General features: G+C 56.2%; 14 protein-coding genes. 5 read left to right on the forward strand and 9 right to left on the reverse strand.

What is annotated here, in order from left to right:
- Positions 1-54: 54 nt before the first annotated feature.
- The 3 genes from malM to malK form a co-directional block, all read right to left on the reverse strand.
- Positions 55-1,008: a maltose operon protein MalM gene (gene malM, locus IM295_RS19025; protein WP_045631390.1), complete on the reverse strand. Its 954-nt coding sequence runs from the start codon at positions 1,006-1,008 to the stop codon at positions 55-57.
- A gap of 113 nt (positions 1,009-1,121) precedes the next feature.
- On the reverse strand, positions 1,122-2,465 hold the full coding sequence (locus IM295_RS19030; RefSeq protein WP_028015131.1) for a maltoporin: 1,344 nt from the start codon (positions 2,463-2,465) through the stop codon (positions 1,122-1,124).
- Between the two features lie 71 nt (positions 2,466-2,536).
- Positions 2,537-3,646, reverse strand: a complete 1,110-nt coding sequence (gene malK / locus IM295_RS19035; RefSeq protein ID WP_028015130.1) for a maltose/maltodextrin ABC transporter ATP-binding protein MalK — start codon at positions 3,644-3,646, stop codon at positions 2,537-2,539.
- A 370-nt stretch (positions 3,647-4,016) separates the two neighbouring features.
- On the opposite strand from malK, the gene malE reads away from it, so the two are divergent.
- The 3 genes from malE to malG all read left to right on the forward strand — a co-directional run bounded on the left by malE (position 4,017) and on the right by malG (position 7,777).
- Positions 4,017-5,207, forward strand: coding sequence for a maltose/maltodextrin ABC transporter substrate-binding protein MalE (gene malE / locus IM295_RS19040; protein ID WP_032644952.1), 1,191 nt, complete (start codon positions 4,017-4,019; stop codon positions 5,205-5,207).
- A 120-nt stretch (positions 5,208-5,327) separates the two neighbouring features.
- The gene (gene malF / locus IM295_RS19045) at positions 5,328-6,872 is read left to right on the forward strand and encodes a maltose ABC transporter permease MalF (RefSeq protein ID WP_047362613.1); all 1,545 of its coding nucleotides are present in this window, start codon (positions 5,328-5,330) and stop codon (positions 6,870-6,872) included.
- Between the two features lie 14 nt (positions 6,873-6,886).
- On the forward strand, positions 6,887-7,777 hold the full coding sequence (gene malG / locus IM295_RS19050) for a maltose ABC transporter permease MalG (RefSeq protein ID WP_006810496.1): 891 nt from the start codon (positions 6,887-6,889) through the stop codon (positions 7,775-7,777).
- A gap of 96 nt (positions 7,778-7,873) precedes the next feature.
- Here the strand turns inward: malG and psiE are convergent, their stop codons facing one another.
- The 6 genes from psiE to pgi form a co-directional block, all read right to left on the reverse strand.
- Complete coding sequence (psiE, locus tag IM295_RS19055; protein WP_136195995.1) at positions 7,874-8,284, reverse strand: phosphate-starvation-inducible protein PsiE; 411 nt, start codon at positions 8,282-8,284, stop codon at positions 7,874-7,876.
- 162 nt (positions 8,285-8,446) lie between these two features.
- A complete protein-coding gene (locus tag IM295_RS19060) occupies positions 8,447-10,543 on the reverse strand; it encodes a YjbH domain-containing protein (RefSeq protein WP_028015126.1) in 2,097 nt (698 codons plus the stop codon).
- Entirely contained in the window at positions 10,540-11,280 is a 741-nt protein-coding gene (locus tag IM295_RS19065) for a capsule biosynthesis GfcC D2 domain-containing protein (protein WP_136344128.1), read from the reverse strand. Before IM295_RS19065 ends, IM295_RS19060 begins: the two co-directional genes overlap by 4 nt.
- Entirely contained in the window at positions 11,277-11,915 is a 639-nt protein-coding gene (locus IM295_RS19070) for a YjbF family lipoprotein (protein ID WP_047366840.1), read from the reverse strand. The genes IM295_RS19065 and IM295_RS19070 overlap by 4 nt, the downstream gene beginning before the upstream one ends.
- A 63-nt stretch (positions 11,916-11,978) precedes the next feature.
- Positions 11,979-12,221 carry an exopolysaccharide production protein YjbE gene (yjbE, locus tag IM295_RS19075; RefSeq protein WP_013095034.1) on the reverse strand — a complete coding sequence of 81 codons (243 nt, stop codon included), beginning with the start codon at positions 12,219-12,221 and terminating at the stop codon, positions 11,979-11,981.
- 366 nt (positions 12,222-12,587) lie between these two features.
- A complete protein-coding gene (gene pgi, locus IM295_RS19080) occupies positions 12,588-14,237 on the reverse strand; it encodes a glucose-6-phosphate isomerase (RefSeq protein ID WP_193067177.1) in 1,650 nt (549 codons plus the stop codon).
- A gap of 374 nt (positions 14,238-14,611) precedes the next feature.
- Between pgi and lysC the strand changes: the two genes are divergently transcribed.
- Positions 14,612-15,961 carry a lysine-sensitive aspartokinase 3 gene (gene lysC / locus IM295_RS19085; RefSeq protein ID WP_041911575.1) on the forward strand — a complete coding sequence of 450 codons (1,350 nt, stop codon included), beginning with the start codon at positions 14,612-14,614 and terminating at the stop codon, positions 15,959-15,961.
- A gap of 93 nt (positions 15,962-16,054) precedes the next feature.
- Positions 16,055-16,999: a ketopantoate/pantoate/pantothenate transporter PanS gene (gene panS, locus IM295_RS19090; protein WP_047362611.1), complete on the forward strand. Its 945-nt coding sequence runs from the start codon at positions 16,055-16,057 to the stop codon at positions 16,997-16,999.
- Positions 17,000-17,013 lie beyond the last annotated feature (14 nt).

Here is a 17,013-nt window from a genome sequence, read left to right on the forward strand (position 1 = left end):
GTGCGCCCACTCAGGCGCACTAAACTACTAACAAATCAGCACTGTGGGGAACAGTTACCCCTTGCCTTTTACACTGCTGATAAAGGTGGAACGGGCAGTGGTTGAACCTAAACGTTCGGCTTCATCAAGCAGTTTCAGCGCTTTATCGACATCGCCGCGCTTCACCGCCTGCTTAATGGCGTTGTTGAAGTACTCTTCGGTGTCGTTCAGTACGGGCTCGGCTTTCTTCGCCGGGGCTGGCGCTGCGGCGGCGACCGGTGCGGCTGCCGTGGCAGCAGGCGCGGTGTAAGCAGGTGCTGCGGTATTGCCCACGGTCACAGGGCCGTTACCGGAGGAGCCAAACAGCGGGCCGACCAGCACGCTGGAACCGCTGTTCGTTTTCACCTTCAGCTTTAACGTTCCGTCTGTGACGTGACGAGCAATCGGGTCCGGAATATCAGGAATCGCGTTACCGGTGCCTTTTGCGTAGGCTTTAGCCGGATCGAGCAGTGTGGTGGTCTTCTGGAGGTCTTGCTCGGTGGTAAAAACCAGCACGTAGAGTTTTTGCTGGCCCAGCGCAGGGGTCAGGCGCATGACGCCTTCCAGACGATCGGCGCTCATCACGCCAGGCTCCTGGTAGGTAAAGTATTCGCTTGGGAAAAAGGCTGATGGCGTCATGTTCTGATCGAGAATCAGCACGTTAGGCGCAAATACGCTCGTCTGCTTGTTGACTTCACTGGTCAGGGTAATGGCCAGCTCACCGATATTGGCGGGTACGCTATACGCAGCGACCGGGCCGGTAATACCCGGAACATTAAGCGACTGGCCGCCCGTTGAGAGCTGGGTAGTCTGGGTTTTAGACTGATCGACAGGCGTCCAGACAAGCTGTTGCAGTGCCGCTGTCGGAATAGCTGGCGCAGATGTTGTGTTTTGCGGAACGAAATTGACGTTAGCGAGCGTTACGGCAGGCGCGCTTGCCAGCAGCCCTGCGGATAAACAAAGGGCAAGGAGAGTTTTGTTCATTTTCATTGTTATCACCTCAAAATGCACAGGTTCAGCGGTAGCCAGGCAATAGCGCGCCGTCCCAAGGATTGAGGGGCTTGCGCCCCTCAGTTTGGTCATTACGTCAGATTAAGACGGGATTACCACCAGATTTCCATCTGGGCGCCGAAGGACCACTCGTCGTTGTCGCCACGACCGAAGGAGCTTCCATTGAAACCATCTTTGAACGCTTTACCGTAGTTAGCGTTGTTAGATGGGTTACCGTTGTAGTCATAACCCCACTTCTCATCCCACTTGGCGTAGGTTGCGAATACACGGATTGCCGGGCGAGACCAAATGCTGTCGCCTGCCTGCCACTGTTGTGCCAGGGTGATTTTGTACTGGTTGTTGGTTTCGTCAGCGCTTTGTGATTTCACGTTGTCGTAACCCACTTCCAGCAAGGTGCTCATGATAGGCGTCCATTTGAACATTGGACGAACACCCACGGTCCACCACTTGGTCCCGTTGTTGTTATCCCAGTCGATGTCCTGGTACATACCGACATACATCAGGTCCCAGCGATCGCCCAGAGAGATTGCACCGTGGTCGAGAATACGCAGCAGGCTACCGTTGTTATTAATGTCGTAGGCATAACCCGAGTTAGAATCGATGCCTACACCAGAACCTTGAGACAAGCCTTTACCCTGAGACGTCATTGAGTCAGTGGCATACTGAACCACAAACTTGTTATAGCCCTTCAGCATGCTCTGGGTGTGCTCAGCGGTGAACATCCAACCATCTTTTGAAGCACCATCAACCAGGCGATAATCATCACGCGGGTTAGCACGACCGTAATCAACACCCAGTTCCAGAGTGCCACCTGGGTTGATTTCCATCTGTGCCAGGCGCACGTCAAAGACATCGTTCGCTGTACGAGTGGTGTAATCATAAATGCTGTTGCTGGCGAAGGAGGAAGAACCGCCAGCTTCAGAAGAACGGGTTGCTGCCAGAGAGAGCTTACCAAAACCGACATCGATGTTTTCCAGACCCGCACCAGGACCAGAGATATCCCAGTAGTAGAAGTCGATCATGTGGACGTCATGACGCTGATAGAAGCGCTTACCGGCCCAGATGGTGGAACCTGGCAGCCATTCGATCAGGTTTTTACCCTGCACGTTAGCTTCACGGAACGCCGGGTCAGTGGCTTCCCAGTCGTTCTGCTGCGCCACGGAGTACGCTACGTTGGTGTCGAAGTAGAAGCTCTTGTCACCTTCTTTCCATACTTCCTGGCCCAGCTTCAGTTCCGCATAGGTTTCACATTCGTTACCCAGACGGTATTTACTTTGGGCACCGGTTGCCTGGAAGCACTGTTGTTCGCCGCCACTACCCGTCCAGCCGATACCGGAACGAGCATAACCATGGAAATCCACGGCCAGCGCCTGAGCAGACATTACGCCCGCTGCGACGGCAACTGCCAGAGGAAGTTTGCGCAGAGTAATCATCATTCTATCTCCTGAGATCATTGCTTTTCTTTGAACACTTCACCTGTCGGTTTCGTGTCTTCTTTTGGGATTGCTTAAACGCCTGGCTCTTTGTGCAGCCGACGACATGCGGTGCCATCCTCACGGAACAGATGGCAGCGCTCTGGCGGCAAGCCGATAGCGAATGTGGCACCCTCTTCTACCAACACCACGTCGTTCTGGCGGTAGACCAGGTTCTGACGGATGGCGGGGATCTGGATATGAATCTGTGTTTCGTGACCAAGCTGTTCGACGACCTGAACTTCACCTTCCAGCGTCACATCCGCAATGTGGCTTGGCAGTAGATGCTCAGGACGGATACCGAGGGACATATTTGCCCCGACCTGTACGTTGGCGCTGTCGACCGGGAGCCAGACCTGCTGGCGGTTTGGCAGCTCCACCTGTACCTGTTCAATGGCTGTCGCCGTCACTTTGACGGGCAGGAAGTTCATCTTTGGCGAGCCAATGAAGCCCGCAACAAAGCGGTCTGCCGGGTAGTGATACAGCTCCAGCGGTTTGCCCACCTGCGCCACGCGACCGGCGTCCAGCACCACGATTTTGTCGGCGAGGGTCATCGCTTCGACCTGATCGTGGGTGACGTAAATCATCGTGCGGCCAAGGCGCTTGTGCAGACGGGAGATTTCAATACGCATCTGGACGCGCAGGGCGGCATCCAGGTTAGAGAGAGGTTCATCAAGCAGGAACACGCGCGGCTCGGCCACCAGCGTACGGCCAATCGCCACGCGCTGACGCTGACCGCCGGAAAGCGCTTTCGGTTTACGCTCCAGCAGGTGCGCCAGCTGTAACACTTCCGCCACCTGCGTAACGCGCTGGTTAATGACCTCTTTTTTCGCCCCGGCCAGTTTCAGGCCAAAAGACATGTTCTCGGCAACGGAAAGATGGGGATAAAGTGCATAAGACTGGAACACCATGCCTACGCCACGTTCGGCAGGCGGGATGTCGTTCATTCGGGTATCACCGATCAGCAGGTCGCCGCTGGTGATAGTTTCAAGACCGGCAATCATACGCAGCAGAGTTGATTTACCACAGCCTGATGGGCCGACAAACACCACAAACTCGCCTTCAGTGATGTCCAGATTGATGTCTTTCGACACCACTACGTCGCCCCAGGCTTTCGTTACATTACGCAGCTGTACGCTCGCCATGCCCTTCTCCCTTCGTTACAACCTGTCACCGACAGAAACATTCAAGATAAGTTCACTATGGGGTATCCATTACTTTCGTGAATCCTCCACCCCCCGCCTTTTTTATGGGGGAGGAGGCGGGAGGATGAGAGAACAGGCTCTGCGACCGCAGCCGGGGGGCTGAGGCGAAATTCGTGAAGCCGCCTGCAAAATTCGGTGGGTTTTTATGTGCGCCAGCACTCATAACTTAAATTTATGCAACGGAGATCACACAAACGGGGGGTGGGGCGTAGGGGTTGGGAGGATGGAAAGAGGATGTCAAATAAGGAGACTGAGTCACGTTGAACCACCTTATGTATCCACGAGCACATCACCAAAAAGGATGGCAGATATGAATATCAAGACTGGCGCACGCGTTTTCGCATTGTCCGCCCTTGCAGCAATGATGGTTTCCGCCCCAGCGCTCGCCAAAATTGAAGAAGGCAAGCTGGTTATCTGGATTAACGGCGACAAGGGCTATAACGGCCTGGCCGAAGTGGGCAAAAAATTCGAGAAAGACACCGGTATCAAAGTCACCGTAGAGCACCCGGACAAACTGGAAGAGAAATTCCCGCAGGTTGCAGCAACCGGCGACGGCCCGGACATCATCTTCTGGGCACACGACCGTTTCGGCGGTTACGCGCAGTCTGGCCTGCTGGCTGAAGTCACGCCAGACAAAGCTTTCCAGGACAAACTGTTCCCGTTCACCTGGGACGCCGTTCGCTATAACGGCAAGCTGATCGCCTACCCAATCGCGGTTGAAGCCCTGTCACTGATTTACAACAAAGACCTGGTGCCAAACCCACCGAAAACATGGGAAGAGATCCCGAAACTGGATAAAGAGCTGAAGGCGAAAGGTAAATCCGCCCTGATGTTCAACCTGCAAGAGCCGTACTTCACCTGGCCGCTGATTGCTGCCGACGGCGGCTACGCGTTCAAGTTTGAAAACGGCAAATATGACGTGAAAGACGTGGGCGTGGACAACGCGGGCGCGAAAAAAGGCCTGACATTCCTGGTTGACCTGATTAAGAACAAACACATGAACGCGGATACCGACTACTCCATCGCGGAAGCGGCGTTCAACAAAGGCGAAACCGCGATGACCATCAACGGTCCGTGGGCCTGGACCAATATCGACAAGAGCAAAATCAACTACGGCGTGACCCTGCTGCCAACCTTCAACGGCAAGCCGTCTAAACCGTTCGTGGGCGTGCTGAGCGCGGGCATCAACGCCGCCAGCCCGAACAAAGAGCTGGCGAAAGAGTTCCTGGAAAACTACCTGCTGACCGATCAGGGTCTGGGTGAAGTGAACAAGGACAAACCGCTGGGCGCCGTGGCGCTGAAATCCTTCCAGGATCAGCTGGCAAAAGATCCACGCATCGCGGCAACCATGGATAACGCTCAGAAAGGCGAAATCATGCCGAACATCCCACAGATGGCCGCGTTCTGGTACGCCACCCGTACCGCCGTCATCAACGCTGCAAGCGGTCGCCAGACTGTCGATGCCGCACTGAAGGATGCTCAGGGTCGTATTACTAAGTAAGAAGAAAAACGGCGGGTGGCGCGTGCGCTTACCCGCCCTACGACTACGGCACGATCCGTAGGTCAGGTAAGCGCAGCGCCACCTGACGAAAAGTTTCCACCGTTGTAGAGGAAGAACCCCATGGATGTCATTAAAAAGAAGCACTGGTGGCAAAGCGACGCGCTGAAGTGGTCAGCGATCGGTCTGCTGTGTCTGCTGGTGGGTTACCTTGTTGTTTTAATGTACGTACAAGGGGAATATCTATTCGCCATCATGACGCTGATCTTAAGCTCTGCTGGCCTGTATATTTTCGCCAACCGTAAAGCCTATGCCTGGCGCTATGTCTACCCGGGCGTGGCCGGGATGGGGCTGTTTGTCCTGTTCCCGCTGATCTGCACCATCGCCATTGCGTTCACCAACTACAGCAGCACCAACCAGCTTGCGCAGGAGCGCGCCACTCAGGTGCTTCTGGATCGCTCTTATCAGGCGGGTAAAACCTTTAACTTCGGCCTGTATCCTGCAGGTGACGAGTGGAAGTTAGCGCTCACTGACGGTGAGAGCGGCAAAAACTATCTTTCCGACGCGTTCAAATTTGGCGGCGAGCAGAAGCTGGTCTTAAAAGAGGCCGCGGCCCTGCCGGAGGGTGAACGTGCGAACCTGCGTATCATTACCCAGAATCGCCAGGCGCTGACCCAGCTCACCGCCGTGCTGCCCGATGAAAGCAAAGTGACCATGAGCTCGCTGCGCCAGTTCTCCGGCACGCAGCCGCTATATACCCTGGCGGACGACGGCACGCTGACCAACAACCAGAGCGGCGTGAAGTACCGTCCGAATAACGACATTGGTTTTTATCAATCTGTAAATGCCGATGGCAAATGGGGTGATGACAAGCTCAGCCCTGGCTATACCGTCACCATCGGCTGGGACAACTTTACCCGCGTGTTTACCGACGAAGGTATCCAGAAACCGTTCTTCGCCATCTTCGTCTGGACGGTGGTCTTCTCGGTGCTGACGGTGATCCTGACCGTTGCCGTAGGCATGGTGCTGGCCTGCCTCGTGCAGTGGGAGTCCCTGAAAGGCAAAGCGATTTACCGCGTGCTGCTGATTCTGCCTTACGCCGTACCGTCGTTTATCTCGATTCTGATTTTTAAAGGGCTGTTTAACCAGAGCTTCGGTGAAATCAACATGATGCTGAGCGCGCTGTTCGGTATCAAACCGGCATGGTTCAGCGACCCGACCACCGCCCGCTCGATGATTATCATCGTCAACACCTGGCTGGGCTATCCGTACATGATGATCCTATGCATGGGGCTGCTGAAGGCGATTCCGGACGATCTGTATGAAGCCTCGGCGATGGACGGCGCGGGTCCGTTCCAGAACTTCTTTAAAATTACGCTGCCGCTGCTCATTAAGCCGCTGACGCCGCTGATGATTGCCAGCTTCGCCTTTAACTTTAACAACTTCGTGCTGATTCAGCTGTTGACCAACGGTGGCCCGGACCGTCTCGGCACCACGACGCCGGCAGGCTATACCGACCTGCTCGTGAGCTACACCTACCGTATCGCCTTTGAAGGCGGCGGCGGCCAGGACTTTGGTCTGGCGGCGGCGATTGCCACCCTGATCTTCCTGCTGGTTGGCGCTCTGGCGATTGTGAACCTGAAAGCCACACGTATGAAATTTGATTAAGGAGGGCACTGAACATGGCAATGGTACAACCCAAATCTCAGAAGCTGCGCCTCCTCGCGACGCACTTAGGCCTGCTGATTTTCATCGCGGCCATCATGTTCCCGCTGCTGATGGTTATCGCCATCTCCCTGCGCTCGGGTAACTTTGCGACCGGGAGCCTGATCCCGGATGAAATATCCTGGGAGCACTGGAAGCTCGCGCTGGGCTTCAGCGTGGAGCACGCCGATGGACGCGTCACCCCGCCGCCGTTCCCGGTGCTGCTGTGGCTGTGGAACTCGGTGAAGGTAGCAACCATCACCGCGATCGGCATCGTGACGCTCTCCACCACCTGTGCTTATGCCTTCGCCCGCATGCGTTTCCCGGGCAAAGCAACGCTGCTGAAAGGCATGCTGATTTTCCAGATGTTCCCGGCGGTGCTGTCGCTGGTGGCGCTGTACGCCCTGTTTGACCGTCTGGGCCAGTACGTGCCGTTTATCGGCCTGAATACCCACGGCGGGGTGATCTTCGCCTATCTTGGCGGTATTGCCCTGCATGTGTGGACCATTAAAGGCTATTTCGAAACCATCGACGGCTCGCTGGAAGAGGCGGCGTCGCTGGATGGCGCTACCCCGTGGCAGGCGTTCCGTCTGGTGCTGCTGCCGCTGTCCGTGCCGATTCTGGCGGTGGTCTTTATTCTGTCGTTTATCGCGGCGATCACCGAAGTACCGGTCGCCTCACTGTTACTGCGCGATGTGAACAGCTACACCCTGGCCGTAGGTATGCAGCAATACCTCAACCCGCAAAACTACCTGTGGGGCGACTTTGCCGCGGCGGCCGTACTGTCTGCCATCCCGATTACCGTGGTGTTCCTGCTGGCCCAGCGCTGGCTGGTGAATGGCCTGACGGCGGGCGGCGTGAAAGGTTAAGTTTCATTTGTTATGCCACTGCAACCCTCAACTTTAGACGTATTGTATTGACCCAACTTGTGACTGTTGTTAGGCGCTCTTCGGAGCGCCCTTTTTTTATTCGCGTTTCAGCCGCTTCGAATTACACAGCCAGAGGGTGATCACCAGCAGCAGGATCGCCGCCGAGTAGATCAGCACGTCGAGCGGGGATTTATGATCGATGATGATCAGCCGCACAATGGCGGTGATGCCAATGTAGACAAAATAGCGCAGCGGGAAGTGAAAGCCGGACTGGAAGTACTTCACAATCAGGGCGATAAATTCAAAGTAGAGAAAGTAGACCACCAGACCTTCCACAAGCGCATATTTGCTGGTTTGCTCAGGGGCGAACAGCACATCCGCCAGATGCACCGTCTCTTTGCCGAGAAAGACGACCAGGATCAGGCCAAGGCTCAGCAGACCGAGGTTCAGCACGGTCTGGAGTATCGTTGAGATAAACTCAACGCGCGGGCGAGTCAGGGATGTCATACAGCACCTCATTCTCCAGGACGAGATTCCTGTATAACGCAAAAATGTGACGGGGATCTATATTTTTTGTTTATGTTTGGCGCATTCGCCCGCTGGCGCTGCGCTTACCGGGCCTACAAAAACCGTAGGCCGGGCAAACGCAGTGCCGCCCGGCGTGAAGCATCAGCGGAAGTTAATGTTCTTATCACTGGTCATGTCGTACAGCTGGAACTTACGCCCAAGCTGCTGGCCGCCATCACGCGTCAGCGGCGTCCAGCCCACGGCCGCTCGGCTGCGGGTCGGACCGGATGAGAACAGATCCAGCGGAATCGACACGTAGACCCCTTTGGTGAAGTCCCCTTCCCCGTACTCGTCCGGCGAAACGTTGGTAATAGTGGCGTAGCCGCCCACCACGACGCCGCTGTCGAAGTGTTTGGAGATATCCAGCGTGCCGCCCTTGTCGCCCGCCAGATACTGGCCGACGCTGGCTTTCACCAGCACGTCCTGCGCGAACGAAGGCGTCCAGTAGGCGGTCAGGTGGCCGGTTTTGACGCTGTAGTCGGTGAACTTCATCATGTCCTGCGCGCTGCGCCAGTCACGCTGCTTAACGTAGTTGGCATCAATCCCGAACGCCCAGTTGCTGTCGACGGGACGATACAGCACCTCCGCCCCCGCGCCGCCGAACATAGTCTCCAGGTAGCCTCCGTAAACCTGGCCGTAGAAGCCGTTGCCGAAGTACTGGAAGTAGTTGGCCTGCAGGTTATTCACGTAGACATCGTTCTGCACGTATTCACGCACGCGGGTACGCACGCGCGGCAGCTTCGAGTCGTTCGGCGGGTTCGTGTAGTTAAACTTGTCGTAGTTGTTCGCAATGTTGCCGAACAGGCTGCCGGTGGTCAGCAGGTGGTCGGTGACCCACAGATCCGCCGTCGCCATCGCACCCAACTGATACATGTAGAAGTTTTCCGGCCCGCCGACGGACTGGTTCAGTACCGGATCGATATGGAAATCAAAGCGCGATTTATCGATATACCAGCCCTGCTCGGTGGTTTCCGGCACGATCGGCTCTACGCGTTTTTGCACCAGCTCAGTTTCATGCCCGAGCGGTTCGCCTTCAAGATGGCGCTTGAGGCTGGCGACATCGGTTTCGGTGGTGACCTGCGGCAAATTCAGGCGGTTCTCCGTCACGCGGATCGTGCGGATCCCGTCCGGGAGATCGTTCATCACGATCCGGTTGGCGCGTTCGATCCCTTCCCGCGAGTCGCGGTATTTCACCTGCTCGCCGGTGACGTACAGCGTATCGCCTTTCACCTGAATTTTCGGATCGGCCAGGCCGGCGTTGTATTTCAGCAGGGTCAGCTGGTTTGCCACCACGGAGTGCTGCAGAATCGCGTCCTGCGGCTCCGGCCGGTAGGCAGGCCGCGCGTTATCGTTGTAGTGCGGCCGCATGTCGTTGAAGTTGGTGCGCAGCGTGAAGCCAAACATCACCGTGTTGCCACGCTCGTAGCTGAGGTTAACGTCGGCCCAGTCGGTGACGCGATAAATGGCGCCGACGTTAAACTTGCTCTTCTGCTCAATCTTCCCGGCGAAGTCCTGCGAGTAGTCGTTCCCTTCGTACTCCAGCTTCAGGCGCAGCGGCTGCCACGGCGTCTGGTATTCCACACCACCGAACAGCGAGGCCGGGCCGTGGAACATCTGGTCGCCGTTGATGGAACCGGCTTTCTTGTAGCTGTTATCGCGGTAGCAGTATTTATCGCTGTAGGTACAGAACGGGTTTTTAACGTTGCCGCTGGTGCCGAGATAGCCCCAGCCAAGACCGAGAGAAAAATCAAACGGTCCCCAGGCCTTGCTGGCCACGATGTATTCCGCGTCGAACAGGCCGGTACCGCCGATATCTTTTGCACCCACGGAGACCTGCGGCATCCAGTAGCTCTCTTCCCACAGGCGCAGTTTGACGTCGAAGGCTTTATCTTTGTAGGTCTGATCGCCGGAGAAGGCGTCGACGCTGCTGTACTGTTTCGTACGCACGTCGGTGTAGCGCAGCGTGGTTTCAAGCCACGGGAAAAGCTGTACGGAAGCGGAATAGTAGCGATACTGGTCGTTATCGCGGTAGTTAAGGCTAATTTCCCCTTCACGCGCCATGCGCGCGGTAGGCGTTTGCAGTAAACCGACGCCGCCGAAGTCTGACTGAGACGGGCCAACAGGTGCCGGATACGTTTCTGCATGGCAGGCGGCGCTTACGCAGAGCGCCAGCATGCTGTAGAGATAGGTTCTTTTCATTCTTCCGGTATCCGCTGTGTCAGGGAGTGAAGGATATCGGCGTTAAGCCCGTCATATGCCTTCGTCCAGAAATGGTCGGCAAAACCGACAAAAATGATGCTGCCCGGCATGGGTTCGATATGGCGTTTATTCCAGTACGCCACCGGCGCTTTTTGCGTATGCCCGTCTGGATAAATAATCCATGCGTAGCTGTTATCCGCGCCGCTCAGCAGGCTTTGTTCGTCGAGATAGCTCGCCACGTCGCGGCCGGGCGTAAAGGGCTTTTTACCGGGGCTGCTGATAAGCCCCATCACGGTCACCGTCGTCGGCTTCACCGGAAGCCAGAGGGTGTACTCCCCTTCAAGCGTGGGGTTGCCCTTTTCCGTGACGCGCACTTCATCTGGATCAAGATTAACTTTCTGGCGGCCTGTCACCTTCAGCGCCTGAAGCTGCTGGCGAACGCTGTTAATGGCCGCGGCATCGTCGCCGTCTTCCTGCTCCGCCAGGCTCGTCAGGCGGGTCAGCAGGGCACGGTGTTCCTGCTCCGCCTTAACCGTTGCCTGACGCTCGCCGATCACCGCTCCCGGCCACCAGCTGTTGGCAAGCCTTGGCTGCCCGACGAGATCGAGCAGATGCTCGGCGTTGGTTAAGGTTTTGGGTTTTTCACTGTCCGGCGTGTAGACCTTTACCGTTCCTGCGGACCATGCCAGCGGCGCGGCAAGGCTGGCGAGAAGCGCAGCGTGGATGAGCGTTTTCATGATTTCGCCGCCTTGATCAGGGTGGTTTTCACCGGGAAGAAACCGGCACCGAGATACTGCAAGGACTGACGGATCTGCCCATCCTCGTCGATCCAGAAGCGGTTATGCCAGGTGGCCTGGTCGGTGGTGACCTCTTCATCCAGCACGCGAACCTGCGTTTCGTCGCTGCCGACTTTCACGCTGTCCGTACCGTCCCAGCGGAAGGTGGAGCGGGCCGTGGCGTAGCGCACCTGCTTGTGCTCGGTCCAGCCCATCGTGCGCGTCCAGCTTGCGCCGTCGACGATCTGATTTGGCTTGATGAGCGGGTCTTCGGCGAGATTATTCACCTCGAGCAAGTTGTCGCCGCCGAGCAGCGTTTTCACGATTCGGGCATGCTGCGTGACGATGGTGGCCTGATCCTGCGTCACCCATTTCTGCTGCCCGTTTTCATCGAAAGCGAGCACCACAAACAGCTGCGGGCCATCGTTTAGCTGCATGTACTGGCTGGCGTACGGCATGTTCTGAAGTTCGTCATCGGTCAAATGAACGCCCGGCGTGCCGAACAGGCTTTCCCACAGTGAATGTCCCAGCCCTTTGGTGGTGGCTGAGCACGCCTGCAACAGCAGGCAAATCAGAATGATTGCAGGTCGCTTCACGACTCTTCTCCGAAGGGGCGAAATAACCACACCGAAGTGTGGTTATGATTAAAACACCCGGTATTACTGGGTGCTGGTTGTCGTAGTGGTCGTGGTTCCGGTATTGGAGCCATCACCGCCACCGGTTGCCGCCAGCGCGACACCCACGGCTGAACTTACGGTGCTGGTGCTGGCTGCGGTAGAACTTCCCGCAGACGCAGACGTCGCTGCCGACCCTGCTGCTTCCCCGACCTGGACCGGAGCTGCATAGACAGACGTCGCCGCAAGTGCAGATATGGCAAAAATGCCATACAGTACTTTCTTCATAACAATTTCCCTTCAATGAATGAATGGAGATTTGCCCGAAAAGAAATTCAGGCGGAATCGAGTATACACAACTACAGCAGAGGGTTTACCGTGCGGGGAAATAGGGGGACGGTTTTCGGACTAATGGATAAAACAGAAAAGAAAAACAAATATTTAAAATAAATAATCGATAAAAATCAATAAATTATAATATATCCTTATTATCTTAGCTCTACGTATTTTCTTAAAATAAACCGCAGCAATTAGCAGGTTAACCGCCTTTTTCAGATTAAACTCAGAGTCAGAATTTGAGTTAACTAACAGACATCAGGAATTATCCGATAAAAAAATGCCGGCATATCGCCGGCATTTTTCATGACATATTAATTACCCACGCCATGCTTTATAACGGTTAATCAAACCATTGGTGGAGCTGTCGTGGCTGTCGATAGCTTTATCGTCACCCAGCTCTGGCAGAATGCGGTTTGCCAGCTGTTTGCCCAGCTCAACGCCCCACTGGTCAAAGGTGAAGATGTTCAGGATCGCGCCCTGAGTGAAGATCTTGTGCTCGTACAGCGCAATCAGCGCGCCCAGGCTGAACGGGGTGATTTCGCGCAGCAGGATGGAGTTGGTTGGACGGTTGCCTTCGAACACTTTGAACGGCACAACGTGCTCCAGCGTGGCCGGATCTTTACCCTGGTCACGGTATTCCTGCTCAACCACTTCGCGGGATTTACCGAACGCCAGCGCTTCGGTCTGTGCGAAGAAGTTAGACAGCAGCTTCGGATGGTGGTCGGACAGCGGGTTGTGCGTGATCGCCGGGGCGATGAAATCGCACGGTACCATTTTGGTACCCTGGTGAATCAGCTGGTAGAACGCATGCTGGCCGTTGGTGCCCGGCTCGCCCCAGATGATCGGGCCAGTCTGGTAATCCACCGCGTTGCCGTTACGGTCAACGTACTTACCGTTGGATTCCATGTTGCCCTGCTGGAAGTAGGCCGCAAAACGGTGCATGTACTGGTCGTATGGCAGGATCGCTTCGGTTTCAGCGCCGAAGAAGTTGTTGTACCAGATACCGATCAGCGCCAGCAGCACCGGCAGGTTTTTCTCAGGCGCGGTGGTGGAGAAGTGTTTGTCCATCGCATGCGCGCCGGAGAGCAGCTCAACGAAGTTGTCAAAGCCCACGGACAGGATGATGGACAGACCGATTGCAGACCACAGCGAGTAGCGGCCGCCAACCCAGTCCCAGAACTCGAACATGTTCGCCGTATCGATGCCAAACTCGCCTACCGCTTTACCGTTGGTGGAGAGCGCCGCAAAGTGTTTCGCCACGTGCTTTTCGTCGCCCGCGGTTTTCAGGAACCAGTCGCGCGCGCTGTGGGCGTTGGTCATGGTTTCCTGGGTGGTGAAGGTTTTAGACGCCACCAGGAACAGGGTAGTTTCCGGGTTTACGTTCTTCAGCACTTCGGCGATGTGGGTACCATCGACGTTAGAGACAAAGTGCATGTTGAGGTGGTTTTTGTACGGGCGCAGCGCTTCGGTCACCATGAACGGGCCGAGGTCAGAGCCGCCGATACCGATGTTAACCACGTCGGTGATCGCTTTGCCGGTGTAGCCTTTCCAGCTGCCGGAGATGATCGCTTCAGAGAAGGTTTTCATCTTTTCCAGCACCGCGTTCACTTCCGGCATCACATCTTTGCCGTCAACGATGATTGGCGTATTGCTACGGTTGCGCAGCGCCACGTGCAGCACGGCACGGTCTTCGGTGCGGTTGATCTTCTCGCCGGAGAACATGGATTTGATGGCGTCGGCCAGCTCGGTCTCTTTCGCCAGATCCTGCAGTTTTGCCAGCGTCTCTTCGGTAATGCGGTTTTTAGAGAAATCCACCAGCATGAGGTCATCGAAGGTCGCGGAGAACTTAGTGAAACGATCGGCATCTTTCGCGAACAGATCCGCGATGGTGACGTCTTTCATTTCATCATAATGTTTCTGTAGTGCCTGCCAGGCAGCGGTCTGCGTTGGGTTGATGTTTTTCATTAGCAATACTCTTCTGATTTGAGAATTGTGACTGCGGTCGATTGTAGCGCCTGCAAATAAAAATTGTGATGGTTTTTATGCCATTGCCCTGGTCTGCATCAAACGCAGGTGAAAAGACCCGAAAAGTATAGCTGCTGTCGAGCCCTTCCGGCGTGGCGAAATGTCGGTCAAAAGGGGGTAAAAAGGAGCATAAAATATGGGCCTGTTATAAGTCCTGTTTCTCAGGGGTACCCCCCCATAAAAAATCCGCATAATCCCAGCATTGACAGGACCTCCCCCGCATTTTATTTATAGGGCCGTATTTTGCGCCTGCACCTGTTTTCGTTTCATTCTTGTGCCAAGGTCGCTTATTCATTCCCTGACACGAGGTTGTTATGACGAGTTTTGTGGTCGCCAAGTTTGGCGGCACCAGTGTGGCCGATTACGATGCCATGAACCGCAGCGCCGATGTGGTGCTGGCCGATCCGAATACCCGCCTGGTGGTGCTCTCTGCATCCGCCGGCGTGACGAACCTGCTGGTTTCTCTGTCTGAAGGACTGGAAGCGACAGAACGTTTCGTGAAGCTGGATGCACTGCGCAAAATTCAGTTCGACATTCTTGAACGTCTGCAAAACCCGAACGTGATCCGCGAAGAAGTGGAGCGCCTGCTGGAAAATATCACCACCCTGGCAGAAGCGGCGTCACTGGCCACCTCTACCGCCCTGACCGATGAACTGGTCAGCCACGGTGAATTGATGTCTACCCTGCTGTTCGTTGAAATTATGCGCGAGCGTAACGTTCAGGCGCAGTGGTTTGACGTGCGTAAAGTGATGCGCACCAGCGATCGTTTTGGGCGCGCCGAACCGGACGTTGAGATGCTGGCCGAGCTCACCAACCAGCAGCTGGCACCGCGCCTGGCAGAAGGCATGGTGATCACCCAGGGCTTTATCGGCAGCGAAGCGAAAGGGCGCACGACCACGCTTGGCCGTGGCGGCAGCGATTACACCGCCGCGCTGCTGGGCGAAGCCCTGCACGCAACGCGCGTGGATATCTGGACTGACGTGCCGGGTATTTACACTACCGACCCGCGCGTGGTCTCTGCGGCAAAACGTATTGACGTGATCGCCTTTGAAGAAGCGGCTGAAATGGCCACCTTCGGTGCAAAAGTGCTGCATCCGGCAACGCTGCTGCCCGCAGTGCGCAGCGATATTCCGGTCTTCGTTGGCTCCAGTAAAGATCCAAAAGCGGGCGGGACGCTGGTCTGCAAGAAAACCGAGAACCCGCCGCTGTTCCGCGCGCTGGCCCTGCGCCGCCGCCAGACGCTGGTCACGCTGCACAGCCACAATATGCTGCACTCCCGCGGCTTCCTGGCAGAAGTGTTTGGCATCCTCGCGCGCCATAATATCTCTGTAGATTTGATTACCACCTCCGAAGTGAGCATTGCGCTGACGCTGGACACCACCGGCTCTACCTCCACCGGCGACACCCTGCTGACGCAGTCGCTGCTGATTGAGCTGTCTGAGCTGTGCCGCGTGGAGGTCGAAGAAGACCTGGCGCTGGTGGCCATCATCGGTAACAAGCTGTCTCGCGCCTGCGGCGTGGGCAAAGAGGTGTTCGGCGTGCTTGACCCGTTCAACATCCGCATGATCTGCTACGGTGCCTCCAGCTATAACCTTTGCTTCCTGGTCCCTGCCGATCAGGCCGAGCAGGTGGTGCAGAAACTTCATCAGAATTTGTTTGAATAAAATTCGTTAGCACGATAAACAATACCTATAAGCCGGGCACAGACCCGGCTTTTTCATAACTAAACAACACGACAATACTGCAAGGAATCCATTATGTTATCCGCCATCACGCGGCTGTTCCCGTTATGGGCGCTGCTGCTCTCCGTACTCGCGTATTACACCCCCACCACGTTCACCGGGATCGGTCCGTGGGTCACCACGCTGCTGATGCTGATCATGTTCGGCATGGGCGTGCACCTGAAAATCGACGATTTTAAACGCGTGCTGTCGCGCCCGGCGCCCGTCGCGGCAGGAATATTTTTGCACTACCTGGTGATGCCGCTCGCGGCCTGGCTGCTGGCGATGGCCTTTAAGATGCCGCCCGATCTCTCCGCCGGGATGGTGCTGGTGGGCAGCGTCGCCAGCGGTACGGCATCTAACGTGATGATCTATCTCGCGAAAGGTGACGTGGCGCTCTCCGTGACCATCTCTTCGGTATCCACGCTGGTGGGCGTGATTGCCACACCGCTGTTAACCCGCCTGTACGTGGACGCGCATATTCAGGTGGACGTGATGGGCATGCTGCTCAGTATTCTGCAGATTGTGGTGATCCCGATTGCGCTGGGGCTGGTTATCCACCATCTGTTCCCACGCGTGGTGAAGGCGGTTGAGCCGTACCTGCCCGCGTTTTCGATGGTCTGCATTCTGGCGATCATCAGCGCCGTGGTGGCCGGTTCCGCGTCGCACATTGCCTCCGTAGGCTTTGTGGTGATCGTCGCGGTGGTACTGCACAACACCATCGGCCTGCTGGGCGGATACTGGGGCGGGAAGCTGTTTGGCTTTGACGAGTCCACCTGCCGCACGCTGGCAATCGAGGTAGGCATGCAGAACTCCGGCCTGGCAGCGGCGCTGGGTAAAATTTACTTCTCACCGCTGGCGGCCCTGCCGGGCGCGCTGTTCTCCGTCTGGCACAACCTGTCCGGCTCGCTGCTGGCGGGCTACTGGTCCGGTAAGCCGATTGATGAGCAACCGAAAAAAGATGCGCTGAAGCAGGGTTAATTGACGCGGCTTGC

Origin of the sequence: Enterobacter cloacae complex sp. P14RS (genome assembly GCF_014895895.1) — a bacterium.
In the GTDB taxonomy this organism is placed as follows: domain Bacteria; phylum Pseudomonadota; class Gammaproteobacteria; order Enterobacterales; family Enterobacteriaceae; genus Enterobacter; species Enterobacter bugandensis.